Source organism: Pseudomonas sp. GW821-FHT02C04 (assembly GCF_059421845.1).
In genome coordinates this window covers 490,660-506,513 of record NZ_JBWKVT010000003.1, presented here as the reverse complement: position 1 = coordinate 506,513, position 15,854 = coordinate 490,660, and the positions used below count along the sequence as shown (strand labels likewise).

Here is a 15,854-nt window from a genome sequence, read left to right as displayed (position 1 = left end):
TGCGGGAGCCGGATTTGAACCGACGACCTTCGGGTTATGAGCCCGACGAGCTACCAGACTGCTCCATCCCGCGTCTGTGTGGCGGCATTCTACAGGCGAACGGCGGGGTGTCAACCGTTAATCCTGCGAAGGGTCAAATAAGCGTGAAATCGCGTCAATCCGTCGCAGGAGGGCGGTAAGTTTCGGAATTGCAAAGGATTCCTGTTTGGCCCGGAAGGTTGCCCGAATGAAAAACAGACGCGCACAAAAAAGGCCACTCTTTCGAGTAGCCTTTTTTGATGTTTGGTTGCGGGAGCCGGATTTGAACCGACGACCTTCGGGTTATGAGCCCGACGAGCTACCAGACTGCTCCATCCCGCGTCTGTGTGTCGGCATTCTACAGAGGAACGCCGGGGTGTCAACCTTCAATCCGGATAAAATCTGTTCTGGTTCAATTGGTTAGCGTCTTTTTGGTAGGGCTGATGGGGCCGCGAGTCAGGCTGGGCAAGGGTTTCAGCTCTATTGACAGGTTGATTTCGATTGAGAAAATAAATTCAGAGGAAGTTTCCTACCGCTGGAAAAGAAGCTTCATACCACTGGTGCTATATACAGGTGTCGGTGAGATACTGCCGATCCGGCTTGCCACGTTTCCTTTTCTGCCATGACTCAGCGAAAAATCATCCACGTCGACTGTGACTGTTTCTACGCCGCCATCGAGATGCGGGACGATCCGCGTCTGGCCGGCAAACCGTTGGCGGTCGGTGGTTTGGCGGATCGACGCGGGGTGATCGCCACCTGTAACTATGAGGCGAGGGCTTACGGCGTGCGTTCGGCGATGTCTTCCGGGCATGCCTTGAAACTGTGCCCGGACCTGACCATCGTCAAGCCGCGAATGGATGCTTACCGTGAGGCGTCGAAGGAAATTCACACGATCTTTCGCGACTACACCGACTTGATCGAGCCGCTGTCGCTGGACGAGGCCTACCTGGATGTCTCGGACAGCGCGCATTTCGGTGGCAGCGCCACCCGAATCGCCCAGGACATTCGGCGCCGGGTTTCCAATCAATTGCACATCACGGTCTCGGCCGGCGTCGCGCCGAACAAGTTTCTGGCCAAGATCGCCAGCGACTGGAAAAAACCCAACGGCCTGTTTGTCATCACCCCGGACCAGGTCGAAGACTTCGTCAGCGGTCTGCCGGTGAGCAAGTTGCACGGTGTCGGCAAGGTCACCGCCGACAAGCTGGGCAAGCTCGGTATCAACGACTGCCTGCAACTGCGCGAGTGGGACAAGCTGGCGCTGGTGCGCGAATTCGGCAGCTTTGGCGAGCGGATGTGGAGCCTGGCGCGTGGGATAGATGAGCGGCTGGTGCATAACGACAGTCGTCGTCAGTCAATCAGCGTGGAAAACACCTACGACGTGGACCTGCCGGATCTGCGCAGTTGCCTGGACAAGCTCCCTGAACTGCTGGAAACCCTGAAAACCCGTATGGCGCGGATCGACAGCAGCTACCGGCCGGGCAAGCCGTTCGTCAAAGTGAAATTTCACGATTTCACCCAGACCACACTGGAACAGGCCGGGGCAGGGCGGGATCTGGGCAGTTACCAGTTGATGCTGACGCAGGCGTTCAATCGGGGTGGCAAACCGGTGCGGCTGCTGGGGGTGGGCGTGCGGCTGGAGGATTTGCGCGGCGGCTTTGAACAGATGGAGCTGTTTGAGCGGTAGCGCGCATAAAAAAGCCCGAAACAGGTTCGGGCTCCTTTAAAGCGGCTTTCAGTTCGGACCTGGATCCGCCACCAATCGCCCGGCATCCTTGGTCAGAGACTTGAGAAACTCAGCCTGCAACTCGGGATCGTTGCGCGTCAGCTCGATCAGGCTTTGCTCCAGCTCACTGGCTTCTTCTTCCAGACCCAGTTCCGACAGGCGCTTGACCCGGTGAACCCACTGGCTCACTTCGTCGTCTTCCAGATCGTCGTAAATCAGCCCGTGTGCTTCCAGCAATTTGCCGCGCAGGTGACTGCTGATCGTCAGGGACGAGTCGGAATGCACGTCATCCTTGGCATCTTCGACGCTGATCTGCAGTTTGCCCACATGATTCAGATCGTTTTCGGCGAACGGACTGTCCAGCAGGTTCAGGCGCAGCACGCCGTTACGGTCGGTGGTCATGTCGAAGGTCTGCTTGCCGGCCTTGACCTGCACCGGACGCTCGCTCCATGGCAGGCTCGAATACTCCATGCGCTTGTCGCGCTGGACTTCATCGATACCCGCCAGGTTCTGCTGTGCACGACCATGGGACTGCACGTTCATGAACGGATTGAGCCCGGCGAATCCGTAGCTCAACCAGTCCTTGGTCACGCTGTCCGGCAGGGTGCCGAGGGCGAACACATTGACCACATTCGCGCCGACACCGGCCACCACCGCCACTGCACCCAGCGGAATCTCGTAGATTTCTCGCCAGGGTTGGTAAGGCGTGTAGCGGTCATAACGACGGGTGACTTCGAACTCGGTGACTTCGAAGGTTTTCTGCTCATTGATCTTCACGCGTCGCTGCGGCAGCTCAAGCACCTTAGGCTCACCGACATCGATCTGCAGGCTGTGATCGAGCAGCTTTCGCTCGACCCGCTCTTCGTGCTCGCTGCGCTGTGACATGTGATTGGCACAGCCGCTGACCAGCAGGGCGCCACACAAGGTGGCGCCTCCGAGGCCTAAGGTGTTTCGCTTGAACATGAGGTCTCTATCTGGTTTCAGCGGCGGATACGGGCCTGAAGGAAGGACAGCACGTCGGCAACCGGCAGCGCTTGTGCCTGGCCTTCGGTACGGCTCTTGTATTCCAGGTTGCCTTCGGCGAGGCCGCGGTCGCTGACCACGATCCGGTGCGGAATGCCGATCAGCTCCATGTCCGCGAACTTGATGCCCGGGCTGGTTTTCTTGTCGCGATCATCCAGCAGCACTTCGAAGCCGGCCGCGGTCAGTTCCGCGTACAGCTTGTCGGTGGCTTCGCGCACCTGCTCGGTTTCATAGCGCAGCGGTACCAGGGCGATCTGGAACGGCGCCAGGGTGTCGCTCCAGATGATGCCGTTTTCGTCGTTGTTCTGCTCGATGGCCGCTGCCACCACGCGGGACACGCCAATGCCGTAGCAACCCATTTCCAGGGTCACAGGCTTGCCGTTATCGCCCAGCACTTCGCACTTCATCGCCTGGCTGTACTTGTTGCCCAGCTGGAAGATGTGCCCGACTTCGATGCCGCGCGCGATGTCCAGAGTGCCCTTGCCGTCCGGGCTCGGGTCGCCGGCCACGACGTTACGCAGGTCGGCCACGGTCGGAACCGGCAGATCACGCTCCCAGTTCACGCCGAAGTAGTGCTTGTCGTCGATGTTGGCACCGATGCCGAAGTCGCTCATCAGCTCGACCGAACGGTCGATGATGATCGGCAGCGGCAGGTTCAGCGGGCCGAGGGAGCCAGCGCCGGCGCCGATGGCGTCACGCAGCTCTGCATCGGATGCCATGACCAGCGGGCTGGCGACGCCTGGTTGCTGGGCAGCCTTGATTTCGTTGAGTTCGTGGTCGCCACGGATCACCAGAGCGATCAGCTTGCCTTCTTCTTCGGCGTGCACGATCAGGGTCTTGATGGTCTTTTCAATCGGCAGATTGAATTTCTCCACCAGGGCCGCGATGGTCTTGGTGTCCGGGGTATCGACCAGACGCAGTTCTTCGGCCGGCGCAGCGCGGGAAGTTTCGCGCGGTACGGCTTCGGCCTTCTCGATGTTCGCGGCGTAGTCGGAACCGTTACTGAAGACGATATCGTCTTCACCGGATTCGGCCAGCACATGGAACTCGTGGGAACCGGCGCCACCGATGGAGCCGTTGTCGGCTTCAACCGGACGGAATTTCAGGCCAAGACGTGTGAACACGTTGCAGTACGCCTCGTGCATGCGGTCATAGGTGACCTGCAGCGACGCCTGGTCGGCGTGGAACGAGTACGCGTCCTTCATGATGAATTCACGGCCGCGCATCAAACCGAAGCGTGGGCGGATTTCGTCACGGAATTTGGTCTGGATCTGGTACAGGTTGATTGGCAGCTGTTTGTAGCTGCTCAACTCGTTGCGCATCAGATCGGTGATCACTTCTTCGTGGGTCGGGCCCGCGCAGAAATCGCGACCGTGACGGTCTTTGAAACGCAGCAACTCAGGACCGTATTCTTCCCAGCGACCCGATTCCTGCCACAGCTCGGCCGGTTGGGTGCTCGGCATCAACACTTCCAGAGAGCCGGCGGCGTTCATCTCTTCGCGAACGATGGCTTCTACCTTGCGCATAACCCGCAAGCCCATCGGCAGCCAGGTGTACAGGCCCGAGGCGAGTTTGCGGATCATGCCGGCGCGCAGCATCAGCTGATGGCTGATCACGACCGCGTCGGAAGGCGTTTCTTTCTGTGTGGCGAGCAAAAATTGACTGGTGCGCATGGTTGGCCGTTGTCGGTTGCTATGACTGGAAATGACGGAGCAGTGTACCGGCGAGAGCTGCCGACGTACAGAAGTGCAGGCCCGGCGGGAACCCTCCCGCCGGGTGCGAGATGTCTTACGATTCTTCGGCGACCGGCGTCGGCACGGGTTCCGGTGTCGGCGTCGGGCCTTCGCGGCGGCTCTCCTGGAACCAGTGCAAGGCGATCAGCACCAGGGTCGGTACACCGAGCAGCGCGGTGATCATGAAGAAGTTGTGATAGCCGAACTTCTCCACCATCACCCCGGAGTAGCCGCCGATGAGGCGAGGCAGCAGCAGCATGATCGAGCTGAGCAGGGCGTACTGGGTGGCGGAGAATTTCAGGTTGGTCAGGCTGGACAGGTAAGCGACGAACGCCGAAGTGGCCATGCCCGAGCTGAAGTTGTCGAGGGAGATGGTCACGATCAACATCTTCAGGTTCGGGCCCATGTCTGCCAGCATCACGAACAACAGGTTGGTGCCTGCCGACGCCGCGCCGCCAATGAACAGAATCGGCAGGATGCCGAAGCGCACGATCAACAGGCCGCCCATGCCGGCGCCAACCAGGGTCATGATCAGGCCGAAGATCTTGCTGACGCTGGCGATCTGGTCCTTGGTGAAACCCTGATCGATGTAGAACACGTTGGCCATGACGCCCATGACCGTATCCGACATCCGATAGGTGGCGATCAAGCCCAGCAACAGCAGGGCCTGCCAGCGGTAGCGCAGGATGAAGTCGTTGACCGGCGTCAGCACAGGCGCCAGGCCACGGCGACCCATGGTCGACAGGCACAGGCCGGTCAGCAGGGTATAGAGGATGGCGCGCAGGAAGGCCCGGTCTTCCAGCAGCAGGTCCAGCGGGCTCATGGTGCCGAACAGCACGCTGGCGAAATCGGTGTTGTAGAGCTGAGTGAACATGGCCGGTACGGAGACCAGCAGGACGATCAGCACGAACACCGACATCAGTTGATGCATGAAGGTATAGCGCCCGGCCTGCAACTGGGTGCGCAACGGCACGGGCGGCTCGCGCATCAGCAGTGTGGTGAGCAGGGCAGGCACCATCAACGCGCCGAACAGCACGTAGGTGCCGGTCCAGGCGGAGTGCTGATAGTTGAACCCGGTGGAGCCGAAGCCTTCGGCGAAGAACAGGGCGCCTGCGGTCGCGAGCAGGGCGGCGACCCGATAGCCAGACATATAACTGGCGGCCAGCGCGGCCTGGCGGTTGTCTTCGGCGATTTCCAGGCGATACGCGTCGACAGCGATGTCCTGGGTGGCGGAGGCGAAGGCAACAATCACGGCAATGGCGATCAGCCAGGACAGGTGTTTCTGCGGGTCGCAGAAGCCCATGCCGATCAAACCGAGGATCACCAGCGATTGTGAAAGCACCAGCCACGAACGGCGTCGACCCAGCTTGCCGAGCAACGGCAGGCGCCATTGATCGAGCAGCGGTGACCAGACCCATTTGAAGGCATAAGCCAGACCGATCAGACTGGCATAGCCGATCGTCTCACGGGCTACACCGGCTTCACGCAGCCAGACCGAAAGTGTCGAGAACACCAGCATGTACGGCAGGCCGGCGGCGAAACCCAGCAACAACAGCACGAGCGTCGAAGGACTGGCATAGGCGGCGAGCGCGGCGCGCCAGGTTTTACGGGGCATGGGCTGAAGTCTGCCTCAAGATTGCGAAAACAAAGCGCGCACTCTAACCGCTGTGCTCTACCGGACGCCAGCCATGACGCCGAATATCCACACGATTGTTCAGGATGGTAACGCCTTCCATACGCAATCGTGCCCGCTGCTCATCTCCGGAAGGGCTGCCCACCGGCAGGCTGATCCGACCGCCGGCACCGAGTACCCGGTGCCAGGGCAGCTTTGTGTCGCCGGGTAATTGGCTCAGGGTACGGCCGACCCAGCGGGCGGCGCGCCCCAACCCGGCGAGTTCAGCCAACTGACCATAGCTGACGACCTTGCCCTCAGGTACTTGGGCAAGGGTGGAGTAGAGTGCCGTGCGTCGGATTTGCGGATCGTTTTCACAGGCTTGTATCGGGTCTGTCACGTGCGCCGTTCCTGAACAGGGTCGATTCATGGGTTAAAGGTTAATCCGTGATCGGGCAATTGAGAAATGAACTCAACAGAAATAGCCGAGTCATTCCTTGTCAGGGGATTATTCCTACGGATAATGCCGACCCTTTTTTCGCAAACTTGAGCTCCCGATTCGCTTATGTTGTCCAGAACCCTGCTGTGCCTTGCTGTCTTCAGTGCGTCCACGCCCTTGCTTGCCGATACCGTCTGGTTGAAGAACGGTGACAAGCTGAGCGGCAAAATCACCCTGTTCGACGGCGGCAAGTTGCTGGTCCAGACCCAATACGCCGGCGCGGTCACCATCGACTGGAAGCAGGTGAAGACTCTGGAAAGTGATCAGGAGCTGCTGGTCAAACAGGACGCCTACAGCGGCGAAAAAGCCAAGTCGCTGACCGCCGCCGAAGACGGCAAGGTCACCCTGGCCAACGGTGAGGCGCCGAAAACCGTCGAGCTGGCGAGCATCCAGCAGATTCTCAAGCCCAAGCCCGTGGTTGAGGATCTGGTCTGGAAGGGCAATGTCGACCTGGCCCTGGATTATCAGCGTGCCGAAAAGGACACCGACGACTACGACATCGGCTTCAAGACCTCTGCGCGTCACGGGCGCTGGCGACACACCGCCGAGGGCGAGTACAACCGCGAAGTTCAGGATGATGCGGTGACCACCAATAACTGGCGCGCCGAGTACGCGCTGGACCGCTTCCTCACCGACAAGTGGTTCTGGCAGGGGCGTTTGAACTACAAGCGTGATTACGTCGAAGAGCTGTCGCGCCAGCGGGTGGTCGGTACCGGTCCGGGCTACCAGTTCTGGGATGACGAGCTGGGGGCGTTCTCGCTCGGCTCGCTGCTCAACCGCACCGACTACGAGTACAGCGATGGCGGCAAGGACAACTTCTATTCCGTCGCGATGAAGTGGGACTACAACCGCTACCTGATCGGCAAGAAGGTGCAGTTCTTCACCACCGGCGAGATTGGCAAGCCACTGTCGGACGTCGCCAACTATGCCCTGGATTCGGAAGTGGGCCTGCGCTACAAGGTGACGGACTGGGCCTCGCTCAATCTCAAGGCTGAACGCGACATCATCAGTGGTACCAAGGACGCGGACCTGAACAAGACCCGCTACACCGCCGGGTTCGGCGTGGCCTGGTAAGGTCATCCAGAAAAAAGAATCGCAACCCTCATCCGGTTGCGATTTTTTTGTCGGTACAAAACAGACGCCCACAAAAAAGCCCCGCTTTTAAGGGCGGGGCTTTTTACTAAAGAAGCTACAAGTTAGATAACTTGTACTTCTTCAGCTTGCATGCCTTTCTGACCGCGGGTAGCGATGAAAGAAACCTGTTGGCCTTCTTTCAGGCTTTTGAAGCCGTCGGATTGGATAGCTTTGAAGTGAACGAACAGGTCGTCACCGGATTGTGGAGTGATGAAGCCGAAGCCTTTTTCATCGTTGAACCACTTAACGGTACCGGTTTGGCGATTAGACATGGTGTAACTCCTTGAACAAAGATAACTGCGACTCAGGAAGAACCCTGGCCGAGACTGAGTGCAAAGAGCAGGAAAAATTCTTGTAGATGGTTGGATCGAAATTCAACATATCGTGTAGAGATTCTCAGTGACACAAGCAGCACAGTGGCGCCACCTTAACCCTTTTTCCGGAACGTGCCAATGCTTCTTGCGAAGGTTTCTCCGTTTTAAGGATCGGCGGTGTGACGGTTCGTCGCCAGGCCGCGTAATTCCTGCATGTTCGGCGAGAATTGCAGCCCGGACTTTGAACCCGGCGGCGCGCCCGGTAAGATGCCGGACAGATTTTTTCCACCTCGCTATTCAGGACACCCCGCCATGAGCATCAAATCGGACAAGTGGATTCGCCGCATGGCGCAGGAACACGGCATGATCGAGCCGTTCGTCGAGCGCCAGGTACGCGGCAGCGACGACAGCCGTGTGATCTCCTACGGTGTGTCGAGCTACGGCTACGATGTGCGTTGCACCAGTCATTTCAAGGTGTTCACCAACATCAATTCGGCCATCGTCGATCCGAAAAACTTCGACGCCGGCAGCTTCGTCGATGTTCACAGTGACGTCTGCATCATTCCGCCGAACTCCTTCGCCCTGGCCACGACCGTTGAATACTTCCGTATTCCACGCAATGTCCTGACCATCTGCCTGGGCAAAAGCACCTACGCCCGTTGCGGCATCATCGTCAACGTCACCCCGCTCGAGCCTGAGTGGGAAGGTCAGGTGACCCTGGAGTTCTCGAACACCACCAACCTGCCGGCGAAGATCTACGCCAACGAAGGTGTGGCGCAGATGCTGTTCCTCGAATCCGACGAGGAATGCGAAGTCTCCTACAAGGACCGTGCCGGCAAGTACCAGGGCCAGCGTGGCGTGACCCTGCCGCGCACCTGAGCCGTCCATCCGGCAGTTACCGGGAATTCTTCGGCGGGTAGACACTCTATGGGGTGTACTACCCGTTTCGCGAACAGCGCAGCGGGCCTTCGCCGAGGAGTGCTCCATGAAGATCGATCCGCAAATCACTGCCGAACTGGCAAGGCTCGAGCCCAATCAGGTTGGCGTATTGGCCTGGTCCTTGTTGGCACACCCGCCTATCACCACGGCCGGCGGAATCCCTCACCAGCCCGATCCCGATACCCCCAACGAAGAACCGACCGAGCCCGGCGAGCCGACATTGCCGGACAAACCGCCGCCTGCGCCTGTGGCTTGATTGAATGTATGGCCCGTCGACTGAATCCTGAACAGGACTTCAGCCGACGGGCCATATTTCGTTGTCGCCAATGACAAAGATCCGACAGCGGTCTTCTTTCTCCACCGGATAACCACCGGTGAACGCACCGAAGGCCGGCAGCAAGCTGATGCCTTCTCCCAGCCTGAAACACGCCAGCCGCAGACGCTGACGTCCCTTGCCATTCAATCGATAAACCGGGTGTACGTGGCCTGCAAGCACGTGCCGTTCAGGGTGTGGATCGGGTTCGTGCTGCAACGCGAACGGCCCGAGCAGTAAAGGCTCCGGCACCACCCGAATGTTCAACGACTGCGGCGGATCACCGGCACGTTTATCGTGATTACCGCGAATCAGCGTAATCGGCAGATCGGCATGACGCGCCCGCCACTGCGCCAGCGCATTCAATGTGTCGGGGGCGTGGGAGCCGGGCCCATGCAAAAAATCCCCAAGGAAGATCAGTTGCCGACACGGCAGTTTCGCCAGCAACTGTTCAATCATGGCGATATTGCTCGCCGTGGTGCCCTGCGGCACCGGCTGCCCCAGACGACGGTAAGCGGCCGCCTTGCCAAAATGCACGTCGGCAATCAGCAGCGCCTGTTGTGCCGGCCAGTACAGCGCTTTCTCCGGTAACAGCCAGAGCTCTTCACCTGCCAGACGCACCGGGTAGGGCGCGCTCATCAGGATTGGCCCTTGTCAGCGGTTTTCTCCAGCTCGCCGACCATGCGCCGGATGCGGTCGGCGAGCTTTTCCGAACTCAGGCTTTCGCGCATGCGCTCCACCAGCAACGGAAAGCCAAGTGGTGTAGGACGTTTGATCAGATGCATGTCCAGTTTCATCCGGTTGATCCGCTCCAGCGTCTGTTCCAGTCGACGAATATCCAGTTCTTCCCGCAGGACTTCTTCCCCGGCCTGGGCCAGTAACAGATTGTCGGCGTCGTATTGTTTGAACACCTCGAAAAACAGCCCACTGGAGGCTTGCACCTGACGGGTGCTTTTCGGTGCGCCGGGGTAGCCGGCGAATACCAGACCGGCAATCCGGGCGATTTCCCTGAACCGCCGCAGCGCCAGTTCGCCCGCGTTGAGGCTGGCCAGCACGTCCCTCAATAAATATTCGGGACTGAGCAGCGCGCCATCCAGTTGCAAAGACCAGTCAACGGGCGTGGCGCTGAGCAACTCCAGTCCGTAATCGTTGACCGCTATCGAGAAGGTCACAGGCAGGCGCTGGCTGACCCGCCATGCCAGCAGGCTGGCCAATCCCAGATGCACCTGCCGTCCGGCAAATGGATAGAGGAAAAGATGCCAGCCTTCGCGGGACTTCAGCACTTCGGCCAGCAGCTTATTGACCGTCGGCAGACCCGACCAGCGCATCTGTGTTTCCAGCAACGGTCGCAAGGCCTGCATTTCCGGGCCGGCGAACTCACCCTGCGCCGCCGCACTGAATCGGGTGACCACCGCTTCAGCCAGTTCGCTGGAAAGCGGCATGCGTCCGCCATTCCATCGCGGTACAGCGGCTTTTTTCGCCGTGCTGCGTTTGACGTAGGCGGTCATGTTTTCCACCCGTACCAATTCCAGCAAGCGCCCGGCGAACAGGAAACCGTCGCCGGGTTTGAGGCGGGCGATGAAGCCTTCTTCTACGCTGCCCAGTTGCTTGCCGCCTCCGCCCTTGCTCCAGAACTTCAAATGGATCGCGGCATCGCTGACGATGGTGCCGATACTCATCCTGTGGCGGCGCGCCAAGCGGGCATCGGGGACGCGCCAGATCCCGTGCTCATCCGGCTCGACCCGGCGGTAATCCGGGTACGCCGTCAGCGACATCCCGCCGTGACGTACGAAAGCCAGCGCCCAGGCCCAGTCCGCGAGCGTCAGGTCGCGATAAGCCCAGGCTCCGCGGACTTCTTCGTACAGCTTCTCGGGAACAAAGCCACCGCCCAGCGCGATACTGACCAGATGCTGGACCAGTACATCCAGCGGTTTATGCGGTGACAGACGCGGTTCGATCCGCCGCTGCGCCACGGCATCGCGAGCGGCAGCGGCTTCGATCAGTTCCAGGCTATGGGTCGGCACCAAGGTGACTCGCGACGTTCTGCCGGGCGCATGGCCCGAACGACCGGCACGCTGCATCAGCCGCGCCACACCTTTGGCTGAACCGATTTGCAGGACGCGCTCCACGGGCAGGAAATCCACCCCAAGATCCAGACTTGAAGTGCAGACCACGGCTTTGAGCTGGCCGTTCTTCAGTGCTTGCTCGACCCAATCGCGCGTTTCCCGGGAAAGTGAACTGTGGTGCAAGGCAATCAATCCGGCCCAGTCCGGCCGTGCTTCCAGCAGTGCCTGATACCAGATCTCCGATTGTGCCCGGGTGTTGGTGAACACCAGGCTGCTGGCGCAGGCCTCAAGTTCGGCGACCACCTGCGGCAACATTTTCAGACCGATGTGCCCGGCCCAGGGAAAACGTTCGATCTGCGGTGGGAGCAGGGTGTCGACCTTGAGCGTTTTTTCGTTGTGACCCTGGACTCTCACGCCGCCCTGTGGGATCAGGACCTGTTCGGCGTGGGATTGATTGCCGAGCGTCGCGGAGATACCCCAGACAATCAGTTCAGGATGCCAGCGCCGCAGGCGGGCGAGGGCCAATTGCAGTTGAACGCCGCGTTTGTTGCCGAGCAGCTCGTGCCATTCATCGACCACAACCATGCGCAAGGTCGACAGCGCGGCGTGTGCGTCGGCGCGGGCAAGCATCAGGGTCAGGCTTTCCGGGGTGGTGATCAGTGTGGTCGGCAGGCGCCGGTTCTGTCGGGCGCGTTCGCTGCTGCCCGTGTCGCCAGTGCGCAGGCCAACACTCCAGGGAATATGCAGATCGTCCAGCGGTGTTTGCAGGGCGCGCGCGGTGTCGGCGGCCAGCGCGCGCATCGGCGTGATCCACAAGACGGTCAGCGGTTCGGCGGGCGGAGGGCGTTTACGGGTGGTTTCAACAACAGGCCCGGAGCGGGCAAAACGATTGAGCGCAGCAAACCACACCGCGTAGGTTTTACCGGCGCCCGTGCTGGCGTGCAGCAGGCCGGATTCGCCGCGTTTGACCGCCGCCCACACCTGCTTCTGAAAGGCGAACGGCTTCCAGCTTCGGGCGCTGAACCAGTGTTTGGCGAAGTCGGTGGAAGTGCCCATGCCGGCGACGTGTGCTCTGAAGGTGTTCCTTCAGTGACCGCGCCGGCAGGGCAATAGTTTTACTTGAGATTGCCGCTGAGGAATTGCTTCAGGCGTTCACTTTTCGGATTGCCCAGCACGTCTTCCGGCGCGCCTTCTTCCTCCACCAGCCCTTGGTGCAGGAACAGAACCTGGCTCGACACCTTGCGCGCAAAACTCATCTCGTGCGTCACCATGATCATGGTCCGACCTTCCTCGGCCAGGCCTTGAATCACCTTGAGCACCTCGCCGACCAGTTCCGGGTCGAGTGCCGAGGTCGGTTCGTCGAACAGCATGACTTCCGGCTCCATCGCCAATGCGCGGGCGATGGCCACTCGTTGTTGTTGGCCGCCGGAGAGGAACGCCGGGTATTGATCGGCCACCCGTGCCGGCAGGCCGACCTTTTCCAGATAACGCCGTGCGCGGTCGTCGGCTTCCTGTTTGCTGCAACCCAACACCCGGCGTGGGGCCATGGTGATGTTTTCCAGCACGGTCATGTGGCTCCACAGGTTGAAGTGCTGGAACACCATCGCCAGACGTGTGCGCAGACGTTGCAGTTCATCGGCGTCGGCCACATGCATGCCGTGGCGGTCGGTGACCATGCGGATCGCCTGGCCGTCGAGGCTCATCGCGCCGTCGTTGGGTTGTTCGAGAAAGTTGATGCAGCGCAAAAAGGTGCTTTTGCCCGAGCCGCTGGCGCCGATCAGACTGATCACGTCACCGGTCTTGGCCTTGAGCGAAACGCCTTTGAGCACCTGATGGTCGCCATAGCTTTTGTGCAGGCCTTCTACGGTCAGTTTGTACATGGGACAGGCATCCTCAAGGCGAAAGTAAGTAGCCGCTGCGATAGGCTTCGGCGCCCGCGACGTGGGCGATCACCATGCCGGCCGTCGCCATGCGCCGCAGTGAGCGGGCATAGAGCAGACCGGAAGCGGTGCAATGGACTGGCGTGACCCGGTCAGTGATCGGATCGATGATTTCGGCAATTTTCTGCCCGGCCTCCAGGTACTGGCCGGGCGTGGCGGTGTACACCAGCAGCCCGCCGAGCGGTGTCACGACCGGCTCCACACCCGCCAGCGGCGTGGCGGGGAACGGCAGGTGCGGCAGCGGTTTCGGCTCGCCGGCGATGGCGCCGAAGTGGATCAGGTAATCGAGCAAGGCTTCACTGTCACGGCTGGCCAGCGGATGCGTGACGTCCCCTTGACCACGCAACTCGACCGTTACCGAGAAACTTCCCAGCGGAATCTCGAAGTGTTCGCCGAAGCGCTCCTTCAATTGCCACCACAGCAAGGTGAAGCACTCATCGAACGATTGGCCACCGGAGTCGGTGGCCAGCAGGCTCGCCCGGGATTCGATGTAACGCGCCAGCGGCTCGACCTGCGGCCAAGCTTCGGGCGTGGTGTAAAGGTGGACGACGGATTCGAAATCGCAGTGCAGGTCCAGCACCATGTCTGCGTCGCAGGCCAGTCGTTGCAGGGTCAGGCGCTGGGATTGCAGCTGAGTCGTGGCGGTGTGGCGGGCGAGGGCGTTGCGCAGGCTTGTGCGGATCAGTTCCAGGTTGCGCTGCGGGTCGTCGCAGAGCTGCAATTCGATTTCGTTGCCGATCTCTTCGCTGAGGTCGACGAACCAGCGGTTGAAGTTCTGCCCGCTCTCCAGTTCGTAGCGGCCCAGTGGCACGTCCATCAGCACCTGTTCGAGGCCGACCGGGTTGGCCACCGGCACCAGCACGATTTCACTGCGCAGGCGGCCGGCGGCTTCCAGCTCCGCCAGACGCTGCTTGAGGTGCCAGGCCACGAGCATGCCGGGCAGTTCGTCGGCGTGCAGCGAGGACTGGATGTAGATCTTGCCTTGGGCCTTGTCCGGGCCGAAGTGGAAGCTGTGAATCTGTCGTGCGGTCCCCGGCAGCGGGGCCAGCAGGTCATGTATCTGGTGGCGCATTGCAGAGAGGTCCTAGTGAGTCGGCCCGAGGAAGGCCAGCCATCGGCGTTCGGCGAGGCGGAACAGGCCGACCAGCGCAAAGGTGATGGTCAGGTAGATCAGCGCGGCGATGCCGAACGACTGGAACGTCAGGAAGGTCGCCGAGTTAGCGTCCCGCGCGACTTTCAGAATGTCCGGGATGGTCGCGGTGAAGGCCACGGTGGTCGAGTGCAGCATCAGGATCACTTCGTTGCTGTAGTACGGCAACGAGCGACGCAGCGCCGACGGCATGATCACGTAGGCATACAGCTTCCAGCCGGTCAGGCCGTAGGCCTTGGCCGCTTCGACTTCGCCGTGGTTCATGCTGCGGATCGCCCCGGCGAAGATCTCCGTGGTGTAGGCGCAAGTGTTGAGGGCAAAGGCGAGGATCGTGCAGTTCATCGCATCGCGAAAGAAACTGTCGAGCAGCGGTTGCGCACGCACGGCGGCCAGGCTGTAGATGCCGGTGTAGCAGATCAGCAGCTGGATATAGAGCGGCGTGCCACGGAACAGGTAGGTGTAGAACTGCACCGGCCAGCGAATGTAGAAATGCGACGAGACACGGGCGATCGACAGCGGAATCGACACGATGAAACCGAAGAAGATCGAAGCGCTGAGCAGCCACATCGTCATCGCCAGCCCGGTGATGTTCTGGCCGTCGGTATAAAGGAAGGCTTTCCAGTAGTCCTGCAGGAGTTCGATCATCGTACGGCCTCCCGGGCACCGGCGGCGTAGCGGCGTTCGAGCCAGCGCAGGATGACGTTGGAAACACTGGTGATCAGCAGGTAGATCAAGGCGGCGAGTACCAGAAAGAAGAACAGTTGATAGCTGCTTTTACCGGCGTCCTGGGCGGCCTTGACCAGATCGGCCAGGCCGATGATCGAGACCAGCGCGGTGGCCTTGAGCATCACCATCCAGTTGTTGCCGATGCCGGGCAGGGCGAAACGCATCATTTGCGGGAACACCACGTAGCGAAAACGCTGTCCGCGCTTGAGCCCGTACGCCGTGGCGGCTTCAACCTGGCCACGCGGTACGGCGAGGATCGCGCCACGGAAGGTTTCGGTGAAATACGCGCCGTAGATGAAGCCCAGGGTCAGGACCCCGGCGCTGAACGGATTGATTTCGATGTATTCCCATTCCATGTAGTCGGTGAGCGTCGTCAGCCAGGTTTGCAGGCTGTAGAAGATCAGCAACATCAGCACCAGGTCCGGCACCCCGCGAATCAGCGTGGTGTAGAGCTGGGCGGGCAGGCGCAGCAGTTTGACTTTTGACAGCTTGGCACTGGCACCGAGCAGGCCGAGCAACACGGCCACCAGCAGCGATAACGCCGATAATTTGATGGTCATCCAGGTGCCTTCCAACAGCAAAGGACCGAAGCCCTTGAGGCTGAAGGCGGAGAGCCCCAGATTTTGTAAGAGGTTTTCGAACATAAATCAGCAACCTGACTGAA

15 protein-coding genes and 2 tRNA genes are annotated in these 15,854 nt (G+C 60.4%); 4 read left to right on the top strand and 13 right to left on the bottom strand.

The window, feature by feature from the left end:
- Positions 1-73: transfer RNA gene (locus AC07VV_RS14360), tRNA-Met, on the bottom strand.
- A 210-nt stretch (positions 74-283) separates the two neighbouring features.
- Positions 284-360: transfer RNA gene (locus AC07VV_RS14355), tRNA-Met, on the bottom strand.
- Positions 361-640: 280 nt separating this feature from the next.
- On the opposite strand from AC07VV_RS14355, the gene dinB reads away from it, so the two are divergent.
- The gene (gene dinB, locus AC07VV_RS14350; protein ID WP_495036581.1) at positions 641-1,702 is read left to right on the top strand and encodes a DNA polymerase IV; all 1,062 of its coding nucleotides are present in this window, start codon (positions 641-643) and stop codon (positions 1,700-1,702) included.
- 48 nt (positions 1,703-1,750) lie between these two features.
- On the opposite strand, the gene AC07VV_RS14345 is transcribed toward dinB, so the two are convergent.
- The 4 genes from AC07VV_RS14345 to AC07VV_RS14330 form a co-directional block, all read right to left on the bottom strand.
- Positions 1,751-2,704, bottom strand: coding sequence for a hypothetical protein (locus AC07VV_RS14345; protein ID WP_096819553.1), 954 nt, complete (start codon positions 2,702-2,704; stop codon positions 1,751-1,753).
- A gap of 17 nt (positions 2,705-2,721) precedes the next feature.
- Positions 2,722-4,437 carry a proline--tRNA ligase gene (locus AC07VV_RS14340; RefSeq protein ID WP_495036580.1) on the bottom strand — a complete coding sequence of 572 codons (1,716 nt, stop codon included), beginning with the start codon at positions 4,435-4,437 and terminating at the stop codon, positions 2,722-2,724.
- Positions 4,438-4,552: 115 nt separating this feature from the next.
- Positions 4,553-6,112 carry an AmpG family muropeptide MFS transporter gene (locus tag AC07VV_RS14335; protein WP_096819551.1) on the bottom strand — a complete coding sequence of 520 codons (1,560 nt, stop codon included), beginning with the start codon at positions 6,110-6,112 and terminating at the stop codon, positions 4,553-4,555.
- Between the two features lie 43 nt (positions 6,113-6,155).
- A complete protein-coding gene (locus AC07VV_RS14330; protein ID WP_170929612.1) occupies positions 6,156-6,539 on the bottom strand; it encodes an MGMT family protein in 384 nt (127 codons plus the stop codon).
- A 135-nt stretch (positions 6,540-6,674) separates the two neighbouring features.
- Between AC07VV_RS14330 and AC07VV_RS14325 the strand changes: the two genes are divergently transcribed.
- Positions 6,675-7,682 (top strand): DUF481 domain-containing protein, encoded by a 1,008-nt coding sequence (locus AC07VV_RS14325; protein ID WP_495036579.1) that lies wholly within the window; start codon positions 6,675-6,677, stop codon positions 7,680-7,682.
- A 122-nt stretch (positions 7,683-7,804) separates the two neighbouring features.
- Here AC07VV_RS14325 and AC07VV_RS14320 read toward each other — a convergent pair whose 3' ends face one another.
- Positions 7,805-8,014 (bottom strand): cold-shock protein, encoded by a 210-nt coding sequence (locus AC07VV_RS14320; RefSeq protein WP_002554837.1) that lies wholly within the window; start codon positions 8,012-8,014, stop codon positions 7,805-7,807.
- 354 nt (positions 8,015-8,368) lie between these two features.
- Between AC07VV_RS14320 and dcd the strand changes: the two genes are divergently transcribed.
- Together dcd and AC07VV_RS14310 are read left to right on the top strand one after the other, a co-directional pair.
- Positions 8,369-8,935, top strand: coding sequence for a dCTP deaminase (gene dcd, locus AC07VV_RS14315; protein WP_096819549.1), 567 nt, complete (start codon positions 8,369-8,371; stop codon positions 8,933-8,935).
- A gap of 106 nt (positions 8,936-9,041) precedes the next feature.
- Positions 9,042-9,251 carry a hypothetical protein gene (locus AC07VV_RS14310; RefSeq protein ID WP_096819548.1) on the top strand — a complete coding sequence of 70 codons (210 nt, stop codon included), beginning with the start codon at positions 9,042-9,044 and terminating at the stop codon, positions 9,249-9,251.
- A 39-nt stretch (positions 9,252-9,290) separates the two neighbouring features.
- Here the strand turns inward: AC07VV_RS14310 and pdeM are convergent, their stop codons facing one another.
- Genes pdeM through AC07VV_RS14280 form a run of 6 tightly spaced genes read right to left on the bottom strand, consistent with a single transcriptional unit; the run spans position 9,291 to position 15,834 of the window.
- On the bottom strand, positions 9,291-9,947 hold the full coding sequence (gene pdeM / locus AC07VV_RS14305) for a ligase-associated DNA damage response endonuclease PdeM (RefSeq protein WP_495036578.1): 657 nt from the start codon (positions 9,945-9,947) through the stop codon (positions 9,291-9,293).
- Complete coding sequence (locus AC07VV_RS14300; RefSeq protein WP_495036577.1) at positions 9,947-12,430, bottom strand: ligase-associated DNA damage response DEXH box helicase; 2,484 nt, start codon at positions 12,428-12,430, stop codon at positions 9,947-9,949. Before AC07VV_RS14300 ends, pdeM begins: the two co-directional genes overlap by 1 nt.
- 59 nt (positions 12,431-12,489) lie before the next feature.
- On the bottom strand, positions 12,490-13,254 hold the full coding sequence (locus AC07VV_RS14295; protein ID WP_249485125.1) for an ABC transporter ATP-binding protein: 765 nt from the start codon (positions 13,252-13,254) through the stop codon (positions 12,490-12,492).
- 13 nt (positions 13,255-13,267) lie between these two features.
- Positions 13,268-14,386 (bottom strand): succinylglutamate desuccinylase/aspartoacylase family protein, encoded by a 1,119-nt coding sequence (locus AC07VV_RS14290; protein WP_495036576.1) that lies wholly within the window; start codon positions 14,384-14,386, stop codon positions 13,268-13,270.
- A 12-nt stretch (positions 14,387-14,398) separates the two neighbouring features.
- On the bottom strand, positions 14,399-15,109 hold the full coding sequence (locus tag AC07VV_RS14285; protein ID WP_096819545.1) for an ABC transporter permease: 711 nt from the start codon (positions 15,107-15,109) through the stop codon (positions 14,399-14,401).
- On the bottom strand, positions 15,106-15,834 hold the full coding sequence (locus AC07VV_RS14280) for an ABC transporter permease (RefSeq protein ID WP_096819544.1): 729 nt from the start codon (positions 15,832-15,834) through the stop codon (positions 15,106-15,108). The genes AC07VV_RS14285 and AC07VV_RS14280 overlap by 4 nt, the downstream gene beginning before the upstream one ends.
- Between the last annotated feature and the right edge of the window lie 20 nt (positions 15,835-15,854).